The 18,694-nt window shown below is 46.1% G+C and carries 18 protein-coding genes; 10 read left to right on the forward strand and 8 right to left on the reverse strand.

Going from position 1 to position 18,694, the window contains the following annotated elements; genetic code table 11:
• Positions 1-66 precede the first annotated feature (66 nt).
• The 5 genes from IEN92_RS02965 to IEN92_RS02985 are packed head-to-tail and all read left to right on the forward strand — an operon-like array spanning position 67 to position 4,830.
• Positions 67-594: a glutathione peroxidase gene (locus IEN92_RS02965; protein ID WP_216162125.1), complete on the forward strand. Its 528-nt coding sequence runs from the start codon at positions 67-69 to the stop codon at positions 592-594.
• Entirely contained in the window at positions 591-1,979 is a 1,389-nt protein-coding gene (locus IEN92_RS02970) for an FAD-dependent oxidoreductase (protein WP_216160466.1), read from the forward strand. The genes IEN92_RS02965 and IEN92_RS02970 overlap by 4 nt, the downstream gene beginning before the upstream one ends.
• Positions 1,980-2,765 carry a DUF1365 domain-containing protein gene (locus tag IEN92_RS02975; RefSeq protein WP_216160469.1) on the forward strand — a complete coding sequence of 262 codons (786 nt, stop codon included), beginning with the start codon at positions 1,980-1,982 and terminating at the stop codon, positions 2,763-2,765. It abuts the gene before it with no gap.
• Entirely contained in the window at positions 2,762-4,057 is a 1,296-nt protein-coding gene (locus tag IEN92_RS02980) for a cyclopropane-fatty-acyl-phospholipid synthase family protein (protein ID WP_215374280.1), read from the forward strand. Before IEN92_RS02975 ends, IEN92_RS02980 begins: the two co-directional genes overlap by 4 nt.
• Entirely contained in the window at positions 4,054-4,830 is a 777-nt protein-coding gene (locus IEN92_RS02985; RefSeq protein WP_216160472.1) for an SDR family oxidoreductase, read from the forward strand. Before IEN92_RS02980 ends, IEN92_RS02985 begins: the two co-directional genes overlap by 4 nt.
• Positions 4,831-4,850: 20 nt before the next feature.
• On the opposite strand, the gene IEN92_RS02990 is transcribed toward IEN92_RS02985, so the two are convergent.
• From IEN92_RS02990 to argS, 3 genes are read right to left on the reverse strand one after another with little or no spacing between them, the layout of a single operon-like run.
• Positions 4,851-5,498 carry a thiol:disulfide interchange protein DsbA/DsbL gene (locus tag IEN92_RS02990; RefSeq protein WP_216160475.1) on the reverse strand — a complete coding sequence of 216 codons (648 nt, stop codon included), beginning with the start codon at positions 5,496-5,498 and terminating at the stop codon, positions 4,851-4,853.
• Positions 5,495-6,106 carry an SPOR domain-containing protein gene (locus IEN92_RS02995; protein ID WP_215374291.1) on the reverse strand — a complete coding sequence of 204 codons (612 nt, stop codon included), beginning with the start codon at positions 6,104-6,106 and terminating at the stop codon, positions 5,495-5,497. The genes IEN92_RS02990 and IEN92_RS02995 overlap by 4 nt, the downstream gene beginning before the upstream one ends.
• Positions 6,107-6,144: 38 nt before the next feature.
• A complete protein-coding gene (argS, locus tag IEN92_RS03000) occupies positions 6,145-7,872 on the reverse strand; it encodes an arginine--tRNA ligase (RefSeq protein ID WP_216160477.1) in 1,728 nt (575 codons plus the stop codon).
• Positions 7,873-7,907: 35 nt separating this feature from the next.
• On the opposite strand from argS, the gene IEN92_RS03005 reads away from it, so the two are divergent.
• Entirely contained in the window at positions 7,908-8,219 is a 312-nt protein-coding gene (locus IEN92_RS03005; RefSeq protein WP_215374295.1) for a DUF1840 domain-containing protein, read from the forward strand.
• On the opposite strand, the gene metH is transcribed toward IEN92_RS03005, so the two are convergent.
• Positions 8,216-10,966, reverse strand: a complete 2,751-nt coding sequence (gene metH / locus IEN92_RS03010) for a methionine synthase (RefSeq protein ID WP_216160480.1) — start codon at positions 10,964-10,966, stop codon at positions 8,216-8,218. The genes IEN92_RS03005 and metH overlap by 4 nt on opposite strands.
• The gene (locus IEN92_RS03015; RefSeq protein WP_216160483.1) at positions 10,963-12,027 is read right to left on the reverse strand and encodes a homocysteine S-methyltransferase family protein; all 1,065 of its coding nucleotides are present in this window, start codon (positions 12,025-12,027) and stop codon (positions 10,963-10,965) included. Before IEN92_RS03015 ends, metH begins: the two co-directional genes overlap by 4 nt.
• 74 nt (positions 12,028-12,101) lie before the next feature.
• On the opposite strand from IEN92_RS03015, the gene IEN92_RS03020 reads away from it, so the two are divergent.
• Positions 12,102-12,551: a PhaM family polyhydroxyalkanoate granule multifunctional regulatory protein gene (locus IEN92_RS03020; protein WP_216160486.1), complete on the forward strand. Its 450-nt coding sequence runs from the start codon at positions 12,102-12,104 to the stop codon at positions 12,549-12,551.
• On the opposite strand, the gene IEN92_RS03025 is transcribed toward IEN92_RS03020, so the two are convergent.
• Entirely contained in the window at positions 12,463-13,548 is a 1,086-nt protein-coding gene (locus IEN92_RS03025; RefSeq protein WP_216160489.1) for an MBL fold metallo-hydrolase, read from the reverse strand. The two genes, IEN92_RS03020 and IEN92_RS03025, sit on opposite strands and share 89 nt — an antisense overlap.
• Positions 13,549-13,595: 47 nt before the next feature.
• Between IEN92_RS03025 and IEN92_RS03030 the strand changes: the two genes are divergently transcribed.
• Entirely contained in the window at positions 13,596-13,772 is a 177-nt protein-coding gene (locus IEN92_RS03030; RefSeq protein ID WP_216160492.1) for a DUF1289 domain-containing protein, read from the forward strand.
• 14 nt (positions 13,773-13,786) lie between these two features.
• On the opposite strand, the gene IEN92_RS03035 is transcribed toward IEN92_RS03030, so the two are convergent.
• Positions 13,787-14,770 carry an MDR family oxidoreductase gene (locus IEN92_RS03035; RefSeq protein ID WP_216160495.1) on the reverse strand — a complete coding sequence of 328 codons (984 nt, stop codon included), beginning with the start codon at positions 14,768-14,770 and terminating at the stop codon, positions 13,787-13,789.
• 87 nt (positions 14,771-14,857) lie between these two features.
• On the opposite strand from IEN92_RS03035, the gene IEN92_RS03040 reads away from it, so the two are divergent.
• Both IEN92_RS03040 and IEN92_RS03045 read left to right on the forward strand, forming a co-directional pair.
• On the forward strand, positions 14,858-15,154 hold the full coding sequence (locus IEN92_RS03040) for a hypothetical protein (RefSeq protein WP_216160497.1): 297 nt from the start codon (positions 14,858-14,860) through the stop codon (positions 15,152-15,154).
• A gap of 10 nt (positions 15,155-15,164) precedes the next feature.
• Positions 15,165-15,665 (forward strand): flavin reductase family protein, encoded by a 501-nt coding sequence (locus tag IEN92_RS03045; RefSeq protein WP_216160500.1) that lies wholly within the window; start codon positions 15,165-15,167, stop codon positions 15,663-15,665.
• Here IEN92_RS03045 and IEN92_RS03050 read toward each other — a convergent pair.
• Entirely contained in the window at positions 15,652-18,687 is a 3,036-nt protein-coding gene (locus IEN92_RS03050; protein WP_216162127.1) for an efflux RND transporter permease subunit, read from the reverse strand. The two genes, IEN92_RS03045 and IEN92_RS03050, sit on opposite strands and share 14 nt — an antisense overlap.
• Positions 18,688-18,694 lie beyond the last annotated feature (7 nt).

Genomic DNA, 18,694 nt, shown 5'->3' on the forward strand with positions numbered 1-18,694 from the left:
ATGCCTCGCCAGATATCACCTTACCCGCGCCATCTCATCAGCGTCTGGGTCTTTGCCCTCCTGACAATGATCTGGGGTAGCCAAACTGCCAATGCAGCCTCCAGCTGTAGCCCTCTCCTCTCCCAAACCTTTTTGCGCCTTCAAGATGAAGCACCTCAAAGCCTTTGCCAATATCAGGGCAAAGTCATTTTGGTTGTGAATACCGCTAGCTTTTGCGGATTTACCAGCCAATATGAAGGTCTGGAGAAAATCTATGCGAAATATAAAGATCAAGGTTTTGTAGTGCTAGGCTTCCCTTCCAACGACTTCGGACAACAAGAGCCTGGCAGCAATAAAGAAATTGCTGACTTTTGCAAGAATACTTATGACGTGAAATTTCCGATGTTCGCTAAGAGCTCAGTGACTGGTAGTAATGCGAATCCATTATTCAAAATGTTGATTGCGAAAACAGGCACAACACCTAAATGGAATTTCTATAAATATTTGATTGATCGTAATGGCAATGTAGTGGATTCGTATGGAAGTATGACTAAGCCAACGAGCGGCAGCATCACTAGCGAAATCGAAAAGCTTTTGGGAGAAAAGTCCCAGTGACAAAAAAAAGAATTGCCATTATTGGCGCTGGGATCTCTGGTCTTGGTTGTGCATATGCCTTAAGACAGCATCCTGAATTTGAGATCACCCTTTATGAGGGCGGCGATCATATTGGCGGACATAGCAATACGGTTGATTTGACTTGCGAAATTAATGGTCAGAGAGTGACGCATGGGGTAGATACTGGGTTCTTGGTTTTTAACCGGAAAACTTATCCCCGCTTGGTACGTCTCTTTGAAGAGATTGATGCTCCTATAGCCCCTTCTGAAATGTCTTTCTCGGTCTCCATCGATACATCTGAGAAGGGCCAGTCCCATCGAAATATTGAATGGGCTGGGAATGATCTCAATTCCTTCTTTGGTCAAAGATCCAACTTACTGTCTCCGTCTTTCTGGAGAATGGCATACGACATCTTGCGCTTTAACCAACTGGCGACAAAGTTGGCTCAGGCTCAAATTGAAGCAGGCCATCTTTATAAAGAGCCGGATGAATCGATTGCCAACTTTTTAGATCGCAATCGATTGAGCCAAAGCTTTAGAGAAAATTATTTTCTGCCAATGATTGGCGCTATCTGGTCTTGCTCTGTCGAGCAAATGCTGCAATTTCCCATCCAAACTATGGTGCGCTTTTGTCATAACCATGGTTTATTACAAATTCAGAATCGCCCTCAATGGCTAACCATCAAAGGTGGCTCACGAGAGTATGTGAAGCGCATTGTGGCAGCCCTCGAATCCCATCAAGTACATATCCTACGTGAGAGCGTTGTACGCGTGAATGCTTCGCGAGATGGCTCCTCAAAAGTGGAGGTCATTAGCCCCTCCGGGAGCGCCTGGTTCGATGAGGTAGTCATGGCGTGCCATAGTGATCAAACCCTCGACCTGGTTCACGGCATAGCCCAGCAAGCCCGAAATATTCTGGCGGCCATCCCATATCAAAAAAATCGCGCCATTCTCCACACCGACGAGCACTTTCTTCCTGAAACAAAGCGCTGTTGGGCTGCCTGGAACTACACCGCCAAAGCGGGGATACACACTTCGGCAAAACAACACGTCAGCGTGAACTATTTGATTAATCGCTTACAGCCGCTGCCAGTGGAGCTCAAAGATACACAAATTATCGTGAGCTTAAATCCCTCAGCTGAGCCAAATCCAAAGTTGATTCATCAAGAAATTCATTACTCTCACCCAGTGTTTGATATGAATGCTATTCAGGCTCAAAAAGAGTTGCCGCTGATTCAAGGAACGGGATCTATCTGGTACTGCGGTGCTTGGACGGGCTTTGGCTTTCATGAGGATGGCTTACGCTCTGGCGAATTGGTTGCAGAAGCATTGATTGAGAGCACTCACTCGCCACGCCAAACCCACCCCGAGCAAGATGCACATTAAATGAGTCAGGCCAAGATTAACTTTGGAGTTGTTAAGCATCGCCGCTTTCGGCCAGCACAAAATGCCTTTGGCTACGGTGTATTCACCGTATCAATCCCGATGCGCGCTAGAAAAGACAATCTGAAGTTACTCAGCCAGCATGGACTAAAAGACAATCAATTGGGCTTATTTTCTTTTTTTGATAAAGACCATGGCACGGGCGCAGCTGATAGCCTCCAATGGATTGAGCAGATCCTTCACGACAACCAAATTCAAAATGTTGATGGGGAAATCTGGCTGCAGACATTTCCTAGAGTACTAGGCTATGTATTTAATCCTGTGAGTTTTTGGATTTGTACTCGAGCAGACGGTCAAGTTCAAGCCGTATTAGCTGAGGTTAATAATACTTTTGGCGAGCGTCACTGCTACATATTAGCTAAGCCTAATGGTGAAGCATTGCGCTCCGGAGAAACCTTAACTAGCCAAAAAGTATTCCATGTTTCACCGTTTTGTGATGTGCGAGGTGACTACCATTTTCGTTTCCTCTTTCCTCAGGATAGCAACAGCGGAAATCATTCAGTGTGCCGGATTGAGCTCCACGAAGATGGGCTCCCGCTCATCAATACCAGCATTAGCGGAACCAGCCGTCCCTTAAGCTCATCGTCTCTTTGGCTGGCTTTTCTTCGCTACCCCTTAATGAGTCTGGGCGTGATCTTTCGCATCCATTGGCAAGCATTGAAATTATGGCTAAAAGGTGTACCCTTTCATACAAAACCCCATCCACCGGAATTCGAAGTTAGCAAATGAACCGTCCTGGACAATCTTTACTCTCGCGACTGAATTTTGTGCGACCTCAAAATCGAGCTGTAAAAACATCTCCATCTAGAGTCAGCACTGAAACACTATTACGCCTTTTGTCAAAGCTGAGTAGCGGTTATTTAAGAATGACTCTACCGGATGGCAAAGTCAGGGAGTTTGGCAACCCAAACGATGCCCTGCATGCTGAGATTCATATCTTGAACTGGGCAGTATTCAAGCAAGTGCTGTCTCATGGTGACATTGGCTTTGCTGAAAGTTATATCCGCGGTGAATGGAACACCCCGGATTTAAAAGCTATTCTGGAACTGGCAATTCGTAACCGTCAGATTCTCGAAAAAGCCATTTATGGCAGCTGGTATGGCTCACTGCTCTATCGCGTCAGACACTGGCTCAGAGATAACAGCAAGTCTGGCAGTCGTAAAAATATTCATGCCCACTATGATTTGGGCAATGCATTCTATGCGCTATGGCTTGATCCAACCATGAGTTACTCTAGCGCTTGGTTTTCGGGTGATGAACAACAATCTCTTGCCGATGCCCAGAGAGCAAAGATTAGACGTATCTTAAAATCACTCCAAATCAAACCTGGCGATCACGTCTTAGAAATTGGTTGTGGTTGGGGTGGCGTTATGGAAGAAGCCCTTCAGAACAATATTTCCATTACCGGCTTAACCCTATCTACTGAACAGCAAGCATTTGCCAAAGATCGTCTCCAAAAGATTCAGTCTGCAATGGCGCACCCGAGCACATTTGAGGTTCGGCTCCAGGACTACCGCGATTGCCAAGAGCAATTTGAAGGGATCGCCTCAGTAGAAATGTTTGAGGCAGTTGGTGAAAAACATTGGCCTGAATACTTCCAGACGATAGCGAAATGCCTCAAGGCAGGTGGTAAAGCCTGTATTCAAACGATTGTGATTGCAGAAGAACTCTTTGAGCGCTATCGCCACAATACGGACTTCATTCAACAATATGTCTTTCCTGGCGGAATGCTACCCTCTCGCTCCAGCTTTAAAGAATATGCTGCTAAGGCAGGGCTTCAAATTGAATCCGAATTTGCTTTCGGAGCTGATTATGCAAAAACACTTTGCCTATGGAGAGATGCCTTTAATCAAAAATTATCTGAAATTCATCGCTTAGGTTTTGATGAGGCCTTCATTCGTCTCTGGAATTTCTACTTAATGTATTGTGCAGCTGGCTTTTCAGAACGCAATATCGATGTCGTGCAATTCACTTTGAGCCATAAACCCCCACAAGCATCGCCTGATGCCCTGAGCATATGAAACAAAAGGGTATTTCATCCTTCTCTGGTAAACGTGTTTGGATCATTGGCGCCTCCAGCGGAATTGGCGAGGCCTGTGCAAAAGCGCTTCTTCGCGCTGGTGCAAAGATTGCTATTTCGAGTAGAAGGGCTGAGCGCCTGAATCAAATTGCTTCTCTTGGGAATGCAGAGCAAGCATTGGTTTTGCCATTAGACGTAACCAATCAGACTCAATTGGAAAATGGCTATCAATCAATCCTCAATGTTTGGGGTGGCATTGATTTATTGTTATTTGTTTCCGGCATTTACATTCCACTAGGGGCTGACGACTTTGATATCAAAGCCGCAGAGCAAACAATTGATGCAAACTTATTGGGCCCAATGCGCGCTGTAGGACTTGTACTTCCCGAAATGCTCAAAGCCCATGCCGGCCATATTGCAATTGTAGGTAGTGTTGCAGGATACAGCGGCCTTCCTAAGGCCTTGGCCTATGGCCCAAGCAAGGCGGCAATTATTAACTTCTGCGAAATCCTCTATTACGACTTACTTCCTCAAGGGGTGAGCGTTCATATGATTTCACCGGGCTTTGTAGCAACCGAGGCGACCGCTCAGAACGATTTTGAAATGCCGGCCTTAATCAGCGCTGAAGAGGCTGCCGCTGACATCTTGTCTGGAATTCAACGGGGAGAGTTCGACATTCACTTTCCCAAGCGATTTTCTAGATTCTTAAAGTTTTTAAGAATCCTGCCATACCCCATTTACTTTTGGATTGTGCGGCGCTTTGTAAAGATTTAAGCAGTGGTGCTATGTAGTTACTACTGTTTATATTTATCTTTGCGAATTTTATCCTCGAGATAATCCATCACCAAAATAGCTTTGGCTTTGCTGCCAGCAATGGATGGGGAGGTGACATATTTGCCCTGCATCACAATTGTTGGTACGCCATCGATGCGATAAGCCTCAGTTAATTGCTTGGCTGCACGAGCCTTTGAGACAACTGCAAAGGATCGGTAAGTTGCTAAGAAAGTATTGCGATCGACACCTTGGGATGCGACCCAATCAGCAATCTCAGATTCCGTGAGTAAACGCTTATTTTCCTTATGCATTGCATACATTACTTTTTCATTTAGCGCATCGCCCTTACCCATAGCCTCTAAGGCATAGAACAATTGGCTGTGCGGCAAGAAGTCATCACGAAATGCTACTGGCACTCTCCGGAAAGATACATCCTTAGGCTGACGTTTGACCCAAGCACTCAGGTCTGGCTCAAAGTCATAGCAATGTGGACAACCATACCAAAAGAACTCGATCACCTCTACTTTGCCCTTCACCTCTAAAGGTTGAGCGTTAGGTAATACACGGTAATCGAAACCCTCTTCAATCTTTGTACTTTGTGCGCTAACAATCCCGCTTAAGCAAAAAATAGATAGTGCGATAAAAATTCTTTTACTTAATGAAATCATGATTTACTAGATTTAATGAGGGTTGGTTTGACGCCGATGCCATTTAACTTATCACGCACTGGATTGCTTTCTTCAACGCTATTGAATGGACCAACCCTGACACGCCAAAGCGTATTTCCATCGCTGGTCACTTCACTCAATTGCGCCTGAATGCCTTGAATGGCTAAGTTTGCCTTTTGCGCATCTGCATCAGCGCGCTTTACAAAAGCCCCAGCCTGCAGGAAATAAATTGCATCTGATTTTGCTGCTGCAGGTGCCAAGGTAGGAGGAGAATCAACCGGTTTTTTTCCATTTACCAAATCACCAATAGGGTCTGAGGACGCTGCTGCAGGTGATTTTCCTTGCAAAGGTTTATTCAAATCTAATGGCGCTGCAGGTGCAGCAACTTCGCCTTCAGCTGGCGATGGAGAAGGTTTAATCGTTAACGGTAAATTTGGCGCCCGAACACCGGGTCTTTCTTGGGGGGTATTTTTATTTAAATAAAAAGTAATGCCAAAGGCTAGTGCTAGACCGGCACCTAAACCCAAAACAAAGCCCAAGATCGTGCCACCATACTGGGCATTATTTCCGCTCTTGATGAAGCCAGTTTCTTGATTCGGTTTTTTCATGATTTCCTCATCTTACCTTTTCACTTCATACGCTGCCATTACATCTTAGCTGGTGCAGATACCCCTAATACTTTTAAACCATTTTGCAAGACTTGGCGAGTTGCTGATAAAAGCGCCAAACGAGCCAACTTCAAGCTTGGATCATCGACCAAAACTCGATCCGCATTGTAGAAAGTGTGGAAATCGCCCGCAAGATCGCGCAAATAAAAAGCCAGGGCATGAGGAGCCAGCTCATGTGCCGCATCTGTCAACACTTCGGGATACTCTGCCAAACGACGCAATAAATGATCCGAAGCTTTACTTTGCAATAAAGATAAATCTGCTGAAATCAAATCATCAGTCTGACCAGCCCATTGTTGCAAGATAGAGCAAATTCGTGCATGAGCATATTGAACGTAAAACACTGGGTTCTCATCATTTTGCTGAAGAGCCAAGTCAATATCAAAGACAAATTCCGTATCTGCCTTACGGGAAATCAAGAAAAAGCGCACTGCATCACGACCGCGCTGGAGAGCTAGCTCCCGCTCTTGTGGGGTCATTTCAGGAGTAACACCACCAGACCATTCCACTAAATCTCGGACTGTGACATAAGAGCCCGCTCGCTTGGAAATTTTTACCTCTTCGCCATGACGCATGACAGTAACCATCTTGTGCAATACATACTCTGGATATGTCTTGGGAATATCCCAACCACGCTTTTGTGCAACACCCTGCAAGCCAGAGCGCACACGGGCAATCGTGCCATGGTGGTCACTACCCTGCACATTGATCACTTTCTGAAAACCACGATTCCACTTACTTGCGTGATAAGCAATATCGGGGACAAAGTAAGTGAAGCTCCCATCCGATTTACGCATTACACGATCTTTATCATCGCCATCATCAGTAGTCTTTAACCACAATGCACCTTCAGCTTCGTAGGTCTTACCAATGCCCTGTAAATCACCAACGATTTGCGCAACACTACCATCGGTATACAAAGAAGATTCCAGGTAATAGCAATCAAACTTCACACCGAAAGTTTTTAAATCAATATCCTGCTCATTGCGTAAGTAAGCGACTGCAAATTGACGAATCGCTTCAATGTCATCTTCATATTGAGGCGAGTCCTTAAAGGCGGAAGCAATCTCCGCAATATATTCACCGTTATAAGCTTGCTCAGGCCAAGCGGTATCGCCTGGCTTTAAGCCATGCAAACGGGCTTGAACAGATAATGCTAAGTTAGCAATTTGTACGCCTGCGTCGTTGTAATAAAACTCACGATGCACTTTGACACCTTGCGTTGCCAATAAATTAGCTAAGGCATCACCCAGCGCCGCTTGCCTACCATGACCTACATGCAATGGTCCGGTTGGATTTGCTGAGACAAACTCAATCATCGCGCTTGGAGCGTTTGCGCTGCTCGCGGGATGCTCTCCAAAGTGGGCGCCCTTCTCAAGAATCTCATTGATCACTGCTGTTTTGGCGACATTACTGAAGCGGAAATTGATAAAACCAGGGCCCGCGATTTCGCATGATGCAATGAGTTGATCAAAGCCGGCTTGCTGTTGCAGACGATCTACTAAGGTCTGGGCTAAATCTCTAGGATTGAGCTTCCAGGCTTTTGATAACTGCAACGCAATATTGCAAGCGACATCGCCATGATCTACTGCCTTAGGACGCTCTAAACGGGGCGCAGATGGCTCTGCCAAGCCTCGCTCCTGAGCGATACCAGCTAGGGCACTACCGAGCATCTCAATTAAATGGTTTTTATTGGTTAACAACATAGAAGAGTGAGTTTATCAGGTGGTAAGCTATCGAAATGATCTATCAATTTCGCTCAAAAGCTGGACCGGACGTCATTATGTTGGCCGATCTGACCAAGCGAATCTTTGATATTTTGGGTCGTCCACTGGAGCCCAGGGGAATTCTGACCGTAGAGCAATTACCGAATCTCATTACCACCCTAGAAAATGCAATTCTGAAAGACCTAGAAGAACGCTCAAAAACAGAGCATGAAGAGGGCGAAGAAAAGCCCAAACTCGCTGACCGACTTGGTCAAAGGGCCTATCCTTTTTTAGAACTGATGAAGCAGGCCAAAGCCAAAGATGAGCCCGTGATGTGGGGCGTTTAATCTATCAAGCTAGCGAGTTGACGGCGTACATCCTCAACTGACTCACCACGACGCTTAGCCAAATCTTCCAACTGATCAGTTGAGATTTTTCCAACATTAAAGTAGCGCGCATCTGGATGAGCTAAATAGAAACCGCTCACACTGGAAGCTGGATTCATGGCCATTGACTCAGTCAAGGTCATACCAATATCTTCTGACCCGATTACCCTAAGAAGATCTTGCTTAACCTCGTGCGCTGGACACGCAGGATAGCCAGGCGCCGGACGAATGCCGCGATACTCCTCATTGATCATCTGATCATTGGTCAGAATTTCATCAGTAGCATAGCCCCACAAATCCGTTCTCACTCGATGATGCATTAACTCAGCAAAAGCTTCAGCTAAGCGATCAGCTAAAGCCTTCAACATAATGGCGCTGTAATCATCATGCTTAGCTTGAAATTCAGCAACCTTCTTTTCTACGCCGTGACCTGTTGTCACTGCGAAGCATCCGAGGTAATCATTCACTCGAGAATCTTTTGGTGCGACATAATCCGCCAAGCAACGATTTGGTCTGCGAGCTCCATCCACGATGGGTCGTTCAGCCTGCTGACGCAAGTTATGCCACACAAATAGTGGGTGCTCGCGCTTTTCATCGCTGTACAAAACAATATCATCGCCCACAGTATTCGCTGGGTAAAAGGCAACCACTGCATCAGCCTGCAACCACTGACCCTTGATTAGCTTATCTAGCAAAACCAGTGCATCTTCATATACCTTGCGAGCCTCAACACCTACTACTTCATCATCCAAGATGGCCGGGAATTTACCGGCCAAATCCCAGGTCTGAAAGAAAGGTGTCCAGTCAATATATTTAGCAATGTCACTCAGTGCAAAGTTTTTAAATACACGACGACCAATAAACTTGGGCTTCTCTGGAACGTAAGCAGACCAATCAATCAACTCACGATTTTTACGAGCCGCTTCTAAAGAAATTGTTGGGGCTGCTTTCTTATTGGCATGCTGCTCGCGAATACGGACATAGTCATCACGCAAATCTTGAATAAATTTCTTGGCACTTTCATCTGAGAGCAGACTGGAAGCGACAGAAACAGATCGGGATGCATCAGGGACATATACCACTGGACCATCGTAGTGGGGGGCAATCTTCACAGCGGTATGCACCCGTGAAGTAGTTGCACCACCAATCATCAAGGGAATTTGACGTTCACGGAAATAATCATCACGCTGCATCTCTTGTGCGACATAAGTCATCTCTTCCAGGGATGGTGTGATCAAGCCAGATAACCCAACGATGTCCGCATTCTCTTCCTTAGCGCGCTTGAGAATCTCTGCGCAAGGAACCATCACACCCATATTTGCTACCTCGAAGTTATTACATTGCAGCACTACAGTCACAATATTTTTACCAATATCGTGGACATCACCTTTTACTGTAGCCATCACGATCTTGCCTTTGGCTTTCGCCTCACCACCAGCAGCAATATGCTGACGCTTTTCTTCCTCGATATAAGGAATCAGAATCGCAACCGCTTGTTTCATGACTCGAGCACTCTTGACTACTTGTGGCAAAAACATTTTTCCTGCGCCAAACAGATCGCCAACCACATTCATACCATCCATGAGTGGGCCTTCAATGACCTCAATTGGTCTACCGCCAGCACCCATGATTTCAGCACGTAACTCTTCGGTATCTTCTTCAATAAAAGTAGTAATCCCATGAACTAGCGCATGAGTTAAGCGCTCGCGCACTGGTGATTCACGCCACACCAAGTTCTCTACCTGCTTAGCACCACCACCCTTAAATTGATCGGCAATCTCCAACAAACGCTCTGTTGGCGTCTTGCCCTCTTTTTCTTTAAAGCGGTTTAGGACAACATCTTCGACACGTTCACGCAACTCAGGATCTAAGTCGGCGTATACACCCAGTTGGCCGGCGTTGACGATACCCATATCCATGCCTGCTTGAATCGCGTGATATAGGAAAACAGTGTGAATTGCCTCGCGCACCCGGTCGTTGCCCCGAAATGAGAAGCTCACATTAGAAACGCCACCACTCACTTTTGCACCCGGAAGGTTTTCTTTAATCCAACGAGTAGCATTAATAAAATCTACTGCGTAGTTATCGTGCTCTTCAATGCCGGTAGCTATTGCGAAGATATTGGGATCAAAAATAATATCTTCTGCAGGAAAACCAATTTCATTTACCAAAATCTCGTAACAGCGTTGGCAGATTTCTGTTTTACGTTTAAATGTATCAGCTTGACCTGCTTCATCAAAAGCCATCACCACAGAAGCAGCGCCGTATCGACGAATCAAGCGAGCTTGTTTCCTAAAGGACTCTTCGCCCTCTTTGAGTGAAATCGAATTGACGATGGGCTTGCCCTGAATACACTTAAGGCCTGCTTCAATCACGCTCCACTTGGAGGAATCAATCATGATGGGAACGCGGGCAATGTCTGGCTCTGAAGCAATCAGATTGAGGAAGCGAATCATCGCTGCCTCGGAATCTAGCATCGCCTCATCCATATTGATATCGATGACTTGTGCACCATTCTCAACTTGCTGACGCGCTACTGCGAGAGCCTCATCAAATTGATTGTTCAGAATCATGCGTGCAAATGCTTTGGATCCCGTAACGTTAGTACGCTCACCAATGTTTACGAAACCGACAGCCGAAGTAACGTTAAATGCCTCTAAGCCAGATAACTTCATCGGCGGCGGCATTTTTTTCTCCAAACTACTCATTTGGCAGCCTCTGCGTTTTCGCGATAGAAAGCACGTGGCTTACGCTTACTCACTGCATTGGCAATTGCGCGAATATGATCTGGCGTGGTACCACAACAACCACCAACTACATTCACCAAACCATCCTTAGCAAAACCATCAACTAGACTTGAAGTAATTTCAGGGGTTTCATCGAAACCGGTGTCACTCATTGGGTTAGGCAGGCCAGCATTCGGGTAGCAAGAGATTGCTGCATCACAAATCCGCGCAAGCTCTGCAATATAAGGGCGCATTAGTGCAGCACCTAGGGCACAGTTCAAACCAAATGTCAGTGGTTTTATATGGCGCAAGCTATTCCAGAAGGCCTCAACAGTTTGACCAGACAAAATACGCCCGGAAGCATCGGTCACCGTTCCAGAAATCATGACCGGCAAACGCTCTCCTGTTTCTTCAAAAAATTCATCTAAGGCAAATAGCGCAGCCTTTGCATTGAGCGTATCGAAAATCGTTTCAACCAAAAATAAATCAACACCGCCAGCAAACAAACCCTCAATCTGCTCACGGTATGAAGCGCGCAGCGCTTCAAAGGTGACATTACGCGCGCCAGGATCATTGACATCTGGCGAAATGCTAGCGGTCTTAGGAGTTGGGCCAATAGCGCCAGCAGCAAAACGAGGCTTGTCTTGAGTGCTGTATTTTTCACAGGCAGCTTTGGCAAGTCGAGCAGAGACTTCATTCATCTCGCGAGCTAAGCCAGCCATTTTGTAATCTTCTTGTGCAACTGAGGTTGCGCCAAACGTATTGGTTTCAATAATGTCAGCACCGGCCTCCAGGTACTGCTCATGAATTTTGCTAATGATGTGGGGCTGGGTTAGAACCAACAACTCATTGTTACCTTTGATATCACCAGGGTGATCAGCAAAACGCGTATTTCCTGGCAATCCACGGTAGTCAGACTCAGTCAATTTGTACTGTTGAATCATGGTACCCATTGCACCATCCAAAATCAGGATGCGCTGCTTTAACAGCTCGGGAAGTGCCTGACCGCGGGTGTAGGGCTGGGAAATACCATTAAATTGCATTGATTAACCGGGATAAATCTCTAGAATCCCTTATTCTATTGGAAAAGCCACTTTTTATTTAACCCGGAGCCACAATGTTTGGAACCATTCCAGAATTTAATCAAAGCCTTGAAATGTTTAAAACGATGTGGGGGCAAGGAACGGCTGCACAGGCTGGTCAATTTCCCTTTGCTACAGACGCCTCAAAGGCCGCTGGTGGGTTTGGCTCAGCTTTTCCAGGTCTAGATGTTGAAGAGCTTGAAAAGCGCATCAAGGACCTTAAAAGCGTTGAAAACTGGCTAAATCTGAACCTCAACATCTTGAAGTCCACGATTCAGGGCCTTGAAGTGCAACATGCCACGATGATGGCCTTGAAGTCCTTTGGCGATGCTGTCTCAGCAGCTGGTGCAGCAGCCACTGGCTCTAACGAAGAATCTGCAACAAAGAGTAGCGCAACTAAACCTCGGAAAACCGCAACACGCCGTCGTCGCAAAGCTGGCGACGCAACTTACCTCGACGAAGTAGGTAATTCAGATGAGCAATAGCCTCGCCCATCGCAAAAGTAAGCTGATGAATATCTAACTCACGTTTAAATAAAACCGGCACTATCTCTCGAGCAGTGGCCGGTTTTTTACATGCCCCCAAGGTATCCGCTAGGCGCTCATCATGATGTGCTTTTAATTGGGCAATACGGGGCTTCATGCCTGTAAACGGCTTGCCATGGGATGGCAGAACCAAAGTATCTTCAGGCAGTGGTAAATAACGATCGAGTGAATCTAAATACAAGCCCAAAGGATCGCCATCAGGCTCGGCATCGTAGACGCTGACATTTGTTGAAATGCGTGGCAAGAGCATATCCCCAGATATCAATACACCTAAAGACTCACAATACAGCGAGGCATGCTCTGGGGCATGACCATATCCCATAATGACTTGCCATTGCCTACCACCGATGAGAATATTTTCACCATCTAAGATGCGGCGATATTGGCGTGGAACGCCTGGCACCATATTGCTGTAGTAATTTGAACGCGCCCGAATTTTTTCTAAATCTTCTGGGGTAGTTAAGCCATGTTTCTGAAAATGGTCTGCAGAACCACCACCGCCAGCACGAGCACCAATTGCTGCACCACCCTCTTTACAGCTTAACCATTGTGCCGTTAAGTAGTCTGTCATTGAGATCCACAAGGGTGCATTCCACTTCTCACAGAGCCATTGCGACAAACCAACATGATCTGGATGCATATGGGTGACAATAACGCGTAGTACTGGCAGCCCGTCTAACTGAGTGGCAAAAATCTTTTCCCATGAGGCCCTGGTCTCATCATTGGCAATACCGCAATCCACAATTGTCCAACCCGCAATCCCATTAATTTCGTCAAGCAAAAGCCAGAGATTAATGTGGTCCAAAGCAAAGGGGAGCTTCATTCTGAGCCACCGAACACCAGGCGCAAGCTCAATCGTGCTGCCAAGATCCGGTAAGGCTTCTCCTAATGGATAATAAATAGCACTTTCGGCCCTAGACTGATTTTGAGTGTTCATGGTGTCGATTTATTTTCTTTTGTAGTGTTACTGCCTTTGGGTTTACTTTGACAACAGTCCCATCACCTTGCACCAACTGGTGCGATATCAATCCTGAAAATGGCTATTGCCGGGGTTGCTATCGCACATTGACTGAAGTTGCAGATTGGTCAGATTTTTCTAATGCTGAGAAGCTTGAGGTTTGGTCAAAACTTAAAAAACGCAAACCTCAAACCACAGAATAAATCTCAGCATCAGCTTACTTATTTACATCCACAATTAAGCGTCCACGCACATTACCCGCCATTAACTCCTGCGCATACTTTAGGGATTCTTCCAAAGTAATTTCATGGGAGATTTCATCGAGCGTTTTGAGATCAACTAATTGGCTTAATTGCTCATAAGCAGCGATTCGTTTTGCACGTGGCACTGTGACGCTATTGATGCCATACAAAGTTACGCCACGCAAAATAAATGGGGCAACCGTTGATGGGAAATCCATGCCCTGGGCAAGTCCGCAAGCGGCGACCGCTCCATCACTCTTGGTTTGGGCGCAGGCGTTGGCTAGTGTGTGACTACCAACACTATCCACTACTGCTGCCCAACGCTCCTTAGCCAAAGGCTTGCCTGGAGCAGATAAGGATGCGCGGTCAATGACTTCAACGGCACCTAATTTCTTTAAATAATCTGCCTCAGCCATTCGGCCAGTACTAGCAACTACCTTGAAACCTAACTTACTCAATAAAGTAATGGCGAAGCTACCAACCCCTCCGGCAGCACCCGTTACCAATACCTCTCCATCGCTTGGCTTGAGACCATGTTTTTGCAAGGCCATGACACAAAGCATGGCGGTGTAACCAGCAGTCCCAATTGCCAAAGCTTGCTTTGCTGTAAATCCTTTAGGCAATGGAATCAACCACTCCGCCTTGACTCGGGCTTGTTGAGCTAAACCACCCCAGTGACCTTCGCCAACACCCCAACCATTTAAAAGCACCAGATCGCCAGCCTTGAACTCTGGACTAGAGCTCTCAATCACTTCCCCTGCAAAATCAATGCCCGGCACCATTGGAAAGCTTCTCACAACCGGCCCTTTGCCAGTAATAGCCAAGCCATCTTTATAGTTAAGAGTCGAATAAAGCACCTTTACTCGAACATCCCCTTCTGGCAGGCTAGCCTCATCTGCCTGCCCCAACTCGGCACGATAGCCTTGATCATCTTTATTCACTAATATTGCTTTAAACATGTCTCATCCTTTTATAACGGGGCATTTTCCCGCAGTCGTCACCCAATAGGTTTATCCTAACGAGCATTGCTAATTATGGAGGTTTCCATGAAAAAAATTCTACTATTAACTGCAGCTTCTAGCTTAATGCTCTCCGCTTGCTATTCCACTGAAATTAATATGTCTATGGGCAATATGCGCCTGATTACCTCCAGCGCAAGCCCCCAGGACGTTATGGACTTCGCCACTAAAACCTGTCGCAATGACTTTTATGAGGGCGCCAGCTTCTTATCGAAGGCTGGCAAGGAATATCGCTTTAAATGCGTTAGAGCAGAAGAAAATGAAGTGTTGATTCCAATTCCAGGAACAACGATCACCCCTGAAACCAAAACCGAAGCAAAGTAAGCTAAGCCTAATGACCCCGTTTACCTCGCAAGATTTGCGCAAGGGATTTGCGTCGTTTGCTACTGGGGTCACTGTCATCACCTGCCTTGATGAGAGCGCTGGTCATCACGGCATCACCATTAGCTCATTCAATACCGTTTCTCTCGAACCCCCACTCATTTTGTGGAGTCTTAAAAAGCAGTCTCGTTTAATGCCTTGGGTTGAGGTAGGTAAAATGCATCTCATCCATGTACTAGAACGCTCTCAAGAGCAATTAGCAATGCACTTTGCTACCGTAAAACAAGACCAATTTCTAAGTGTTGAACATCGTTTAGCGGCAAGTGGATTAACCCAAATTGAGCATTGCGTGGCTTACTATGAATGTGAGACAGTTTCTGTACACACTGGCGGTGACCACAACATTATTGTTGCCAAAGTGATTAGCTTAAAAAATCATCCAGAAAGAGAACCGCTGATATTTGCACGCAGCAAATTTGTCGGCCTAGATTTTTCTGAAATCAATCCTGCTTAAACTTCTTAGCGTGGTGATCTGCGCCAATGAAGAGGTACATTGCTGGCACTACAAATAGAGTGAAGAGCGTACCAATTGATAGGCCAGTGAAAATCACAATGCCCATTGATTTACGGCCTGCAGCCCCGGCACCAGAGGCAATCACTAGCGGTAAAACGCCAAGCACCATCGCTGCAGTCGTCATCAAGATTGGCCTTAAGCGCACACTACTCGCCTCCACAATAGCGTCCAATTTGCTCCGCCCTGCAGCTTGCAATTCATTGGCAAATTCCACAATCAAAATGCCGTGCTTACTAATTAAGCCCATGAGGGTTACCAAGCCAACCTGGGTATAGACGTTCAAGGTGGTAAATCCCAAATTAATAAAAATCAATGCGCCAAATAGCGCTAGCGGCACAGAAACCAAAATCACAATAGGGTCACGGAAACTCTCAAATTGCGCAGCAAGTACTAAAAAGACAATCAGGATCGCAAAGAACATGGTGACCAAAAAGCCGCCAGACTCGGCCATAAATTGGCGCGAAGGTCCTGCGTAATCCATACTGTAGCCATTAGGTGCAACCTCTTTCAAGGTTTGGCGCATGTACTCTAATAAATCTGCCTGAGAAATGAAAGGCGTACTCACCCCAGAAATCGTGGCGGAATTTAATTGCTGAAAATGGTTGATAGATTGGGGAACAACGCGCTGCTTAATACTAGCAATCGTGCGCGCCTGAATCATCGCACCACTAGGAGTACGAATATAGTAGTCAAGGATTTGATCTGGATTTAGACGATCTACCTGCTTCACTTGTGGAATGACTTTATAAGAGCGGCCAGCGACTGAGAAGTAATTTACATAACCGCCGCCTAAAGCTGCAGACAGTGCAGAGCCAACTTCTTGCTGGGTCATCCCTAAGGCAGCCACCTTCTCTCGGTCAATGACCAATATATCTTGTGGCTTGTCGATCTTCAAATCAGAATCTACAAAGAAAAAGTTTCCAGAGCGGCGGGCTTTATCCAAGACTGCCTGAGACACCTCATTCAGTTGCTCATAAGATTCGGTAGTGTTGATCACCACCTGGACGGGTAAGCCCTGAGCACCAGGTAATGCGGGGAACTGGAAGGCTGCAACGCGGGCACCTGCAATCGTGTTCCACTTCTGCTGCATATCTTCCTGGAACTTGGTTGCATTACGATTGCGCTCACCCCAATCTTTAAGGAGTACTCCACCGAAACTACTGGTTGGACTTGTAATTTGAAACATCTGCTCGTATTCAGGCTCAGCACTGGAGATTTGATAAATCTGATCAGCGTATGTCTGCATTTGATTCACCGTACTATTAGGCGGCCCTGATGCTTGCATTAATACAATACCCTGATCTTCTGTTGGTGCTAATTCACCCCATGCTGTCGCATATAAATAAGCAACGCCTCCTAGAAGAATGGCACCCATCACAATAATGACCTGCCAGGTACTTAATAAATCTCGTAGAGTAGATTGATAACTGTGGTGCACCTTATCAAAGACTCGATCAATCTTTTGCACGAATGGAGAGGCCTCTTGCTCTTCTGTGAATATGCGTGAGCACATCATCGGTGAAAGTGTTAAGGCAATCAATCCAGAAACTGCAACAGCGCTTGCCAAGGTAAATGCAAATTCAGTAAAGAGTGCGCCCGTTAAACCACCCTGGAAGCCAATTGGAATATAGACCGCAATCAATACCACGGTCATTGCCAAAATTGGTCCGCCCAATTCACGAGCTGCAATTAATGAGGCTTCTAGAGGAGACTTACCCTCCTTCATATGCCGATCAACGTTCTCTACAACGATGATGGCGTCATCAACCACCAATCCAATCGCCAACACCAAAGCTAGCAAGGTTAATAAATTAATAGAATAGCCTAAGACCTGCATGAGGAAGAAAGTGCCAATCAAAGATAGCGGCATCGCAATTACCGGAACAGCAACTGCGCGCACACTACCCAAGAAAAGATAGATCACAACCGTCACAATGAAGAGGGCCTCAAGCAATGTAGAGACAACCTCATCTATTGAGCTTGTGATGAACTTCGTAGAGTCATACACAATCTTGCCAGTCATACCAATCGGCAATTGCTTTTGAATTCCAGGCACTACATCACGGACTCGCTGAGCAACATCAAGTAAATTGGCCTGGGGTGCCACCTTAATGGCAATAAATACCGATCTTTTACCGCTGAAGGCCACATTAGTGTTGTAATCCTCTGACCCCAAAGTCACCGTGGCTACCTGATCGAGATAGACGATATTGACACCATCTTTTTTCACCACCAACTTGCGAAACTCTTCCAGAGTATGTAGGTCTGTTCCAGCCACCAAATCAACGGCAACCATGTCCCCCTTAGTGCTGCCAACGGCTGAGAGATAGTTATTGGCAGCCATGGCGCTATACACATCATCAGCACCGACTCCTAGACCCGCCATCTTTTCGCGATCTAACCAAGCACGTAAGGCAAATTTTCTGCCACCAGTAATTTCAGCATTTTGCACACCCTCAACTGAATCTAACTTGGGCTTTACAACACGTAATAGATAATCAGTAATGGCGTTATTTGCTATCTCATCGCTATAAAAACCCATATACATTGCCGCAGTTGATTGACCAACCTGCACTGTCAATACGGGTTGCTGAGCTTGTGGTGGGAGCTGATTCTTCACTGCGCTAATTTGCGTCTGAATCTGCGTTAATGCAGCATTCGAGTCATAGTTCAACTTCAAAGTAGCAACGATTGTGGATACGCCACTGACGCTTGAAGAAGATAAGTAATCAATTCCCTGTGCTTGCGCAATAGAGGCTTCAAGCGGCTGCGTAATAAAGCCTGCGATCGTTTCTGGATCGGCACCATAGTACGCAGTAGTGATGGTGACAATCGCATTTTGTGTTTGCGGGTATTGATTAACCGGCAAAGATCCAATCGCCTTTAAACCAAATACCAGCACGAGCGCACTCACCACCAGTGACAGCACTGGCTTGCGAATGAATGTATCAGTCCAATTTATCAACTAC

It is taken from the genome of Polynucleobacter sp. MWH-Creno-3A4 (genome assembly GCF_018881885.1).
Classification (GTDB): Bacteria; Pseudomonadota; Gammaproteobacteria; order Burkholderiales; family Burkholderiaceae; genus Polynucleobacter.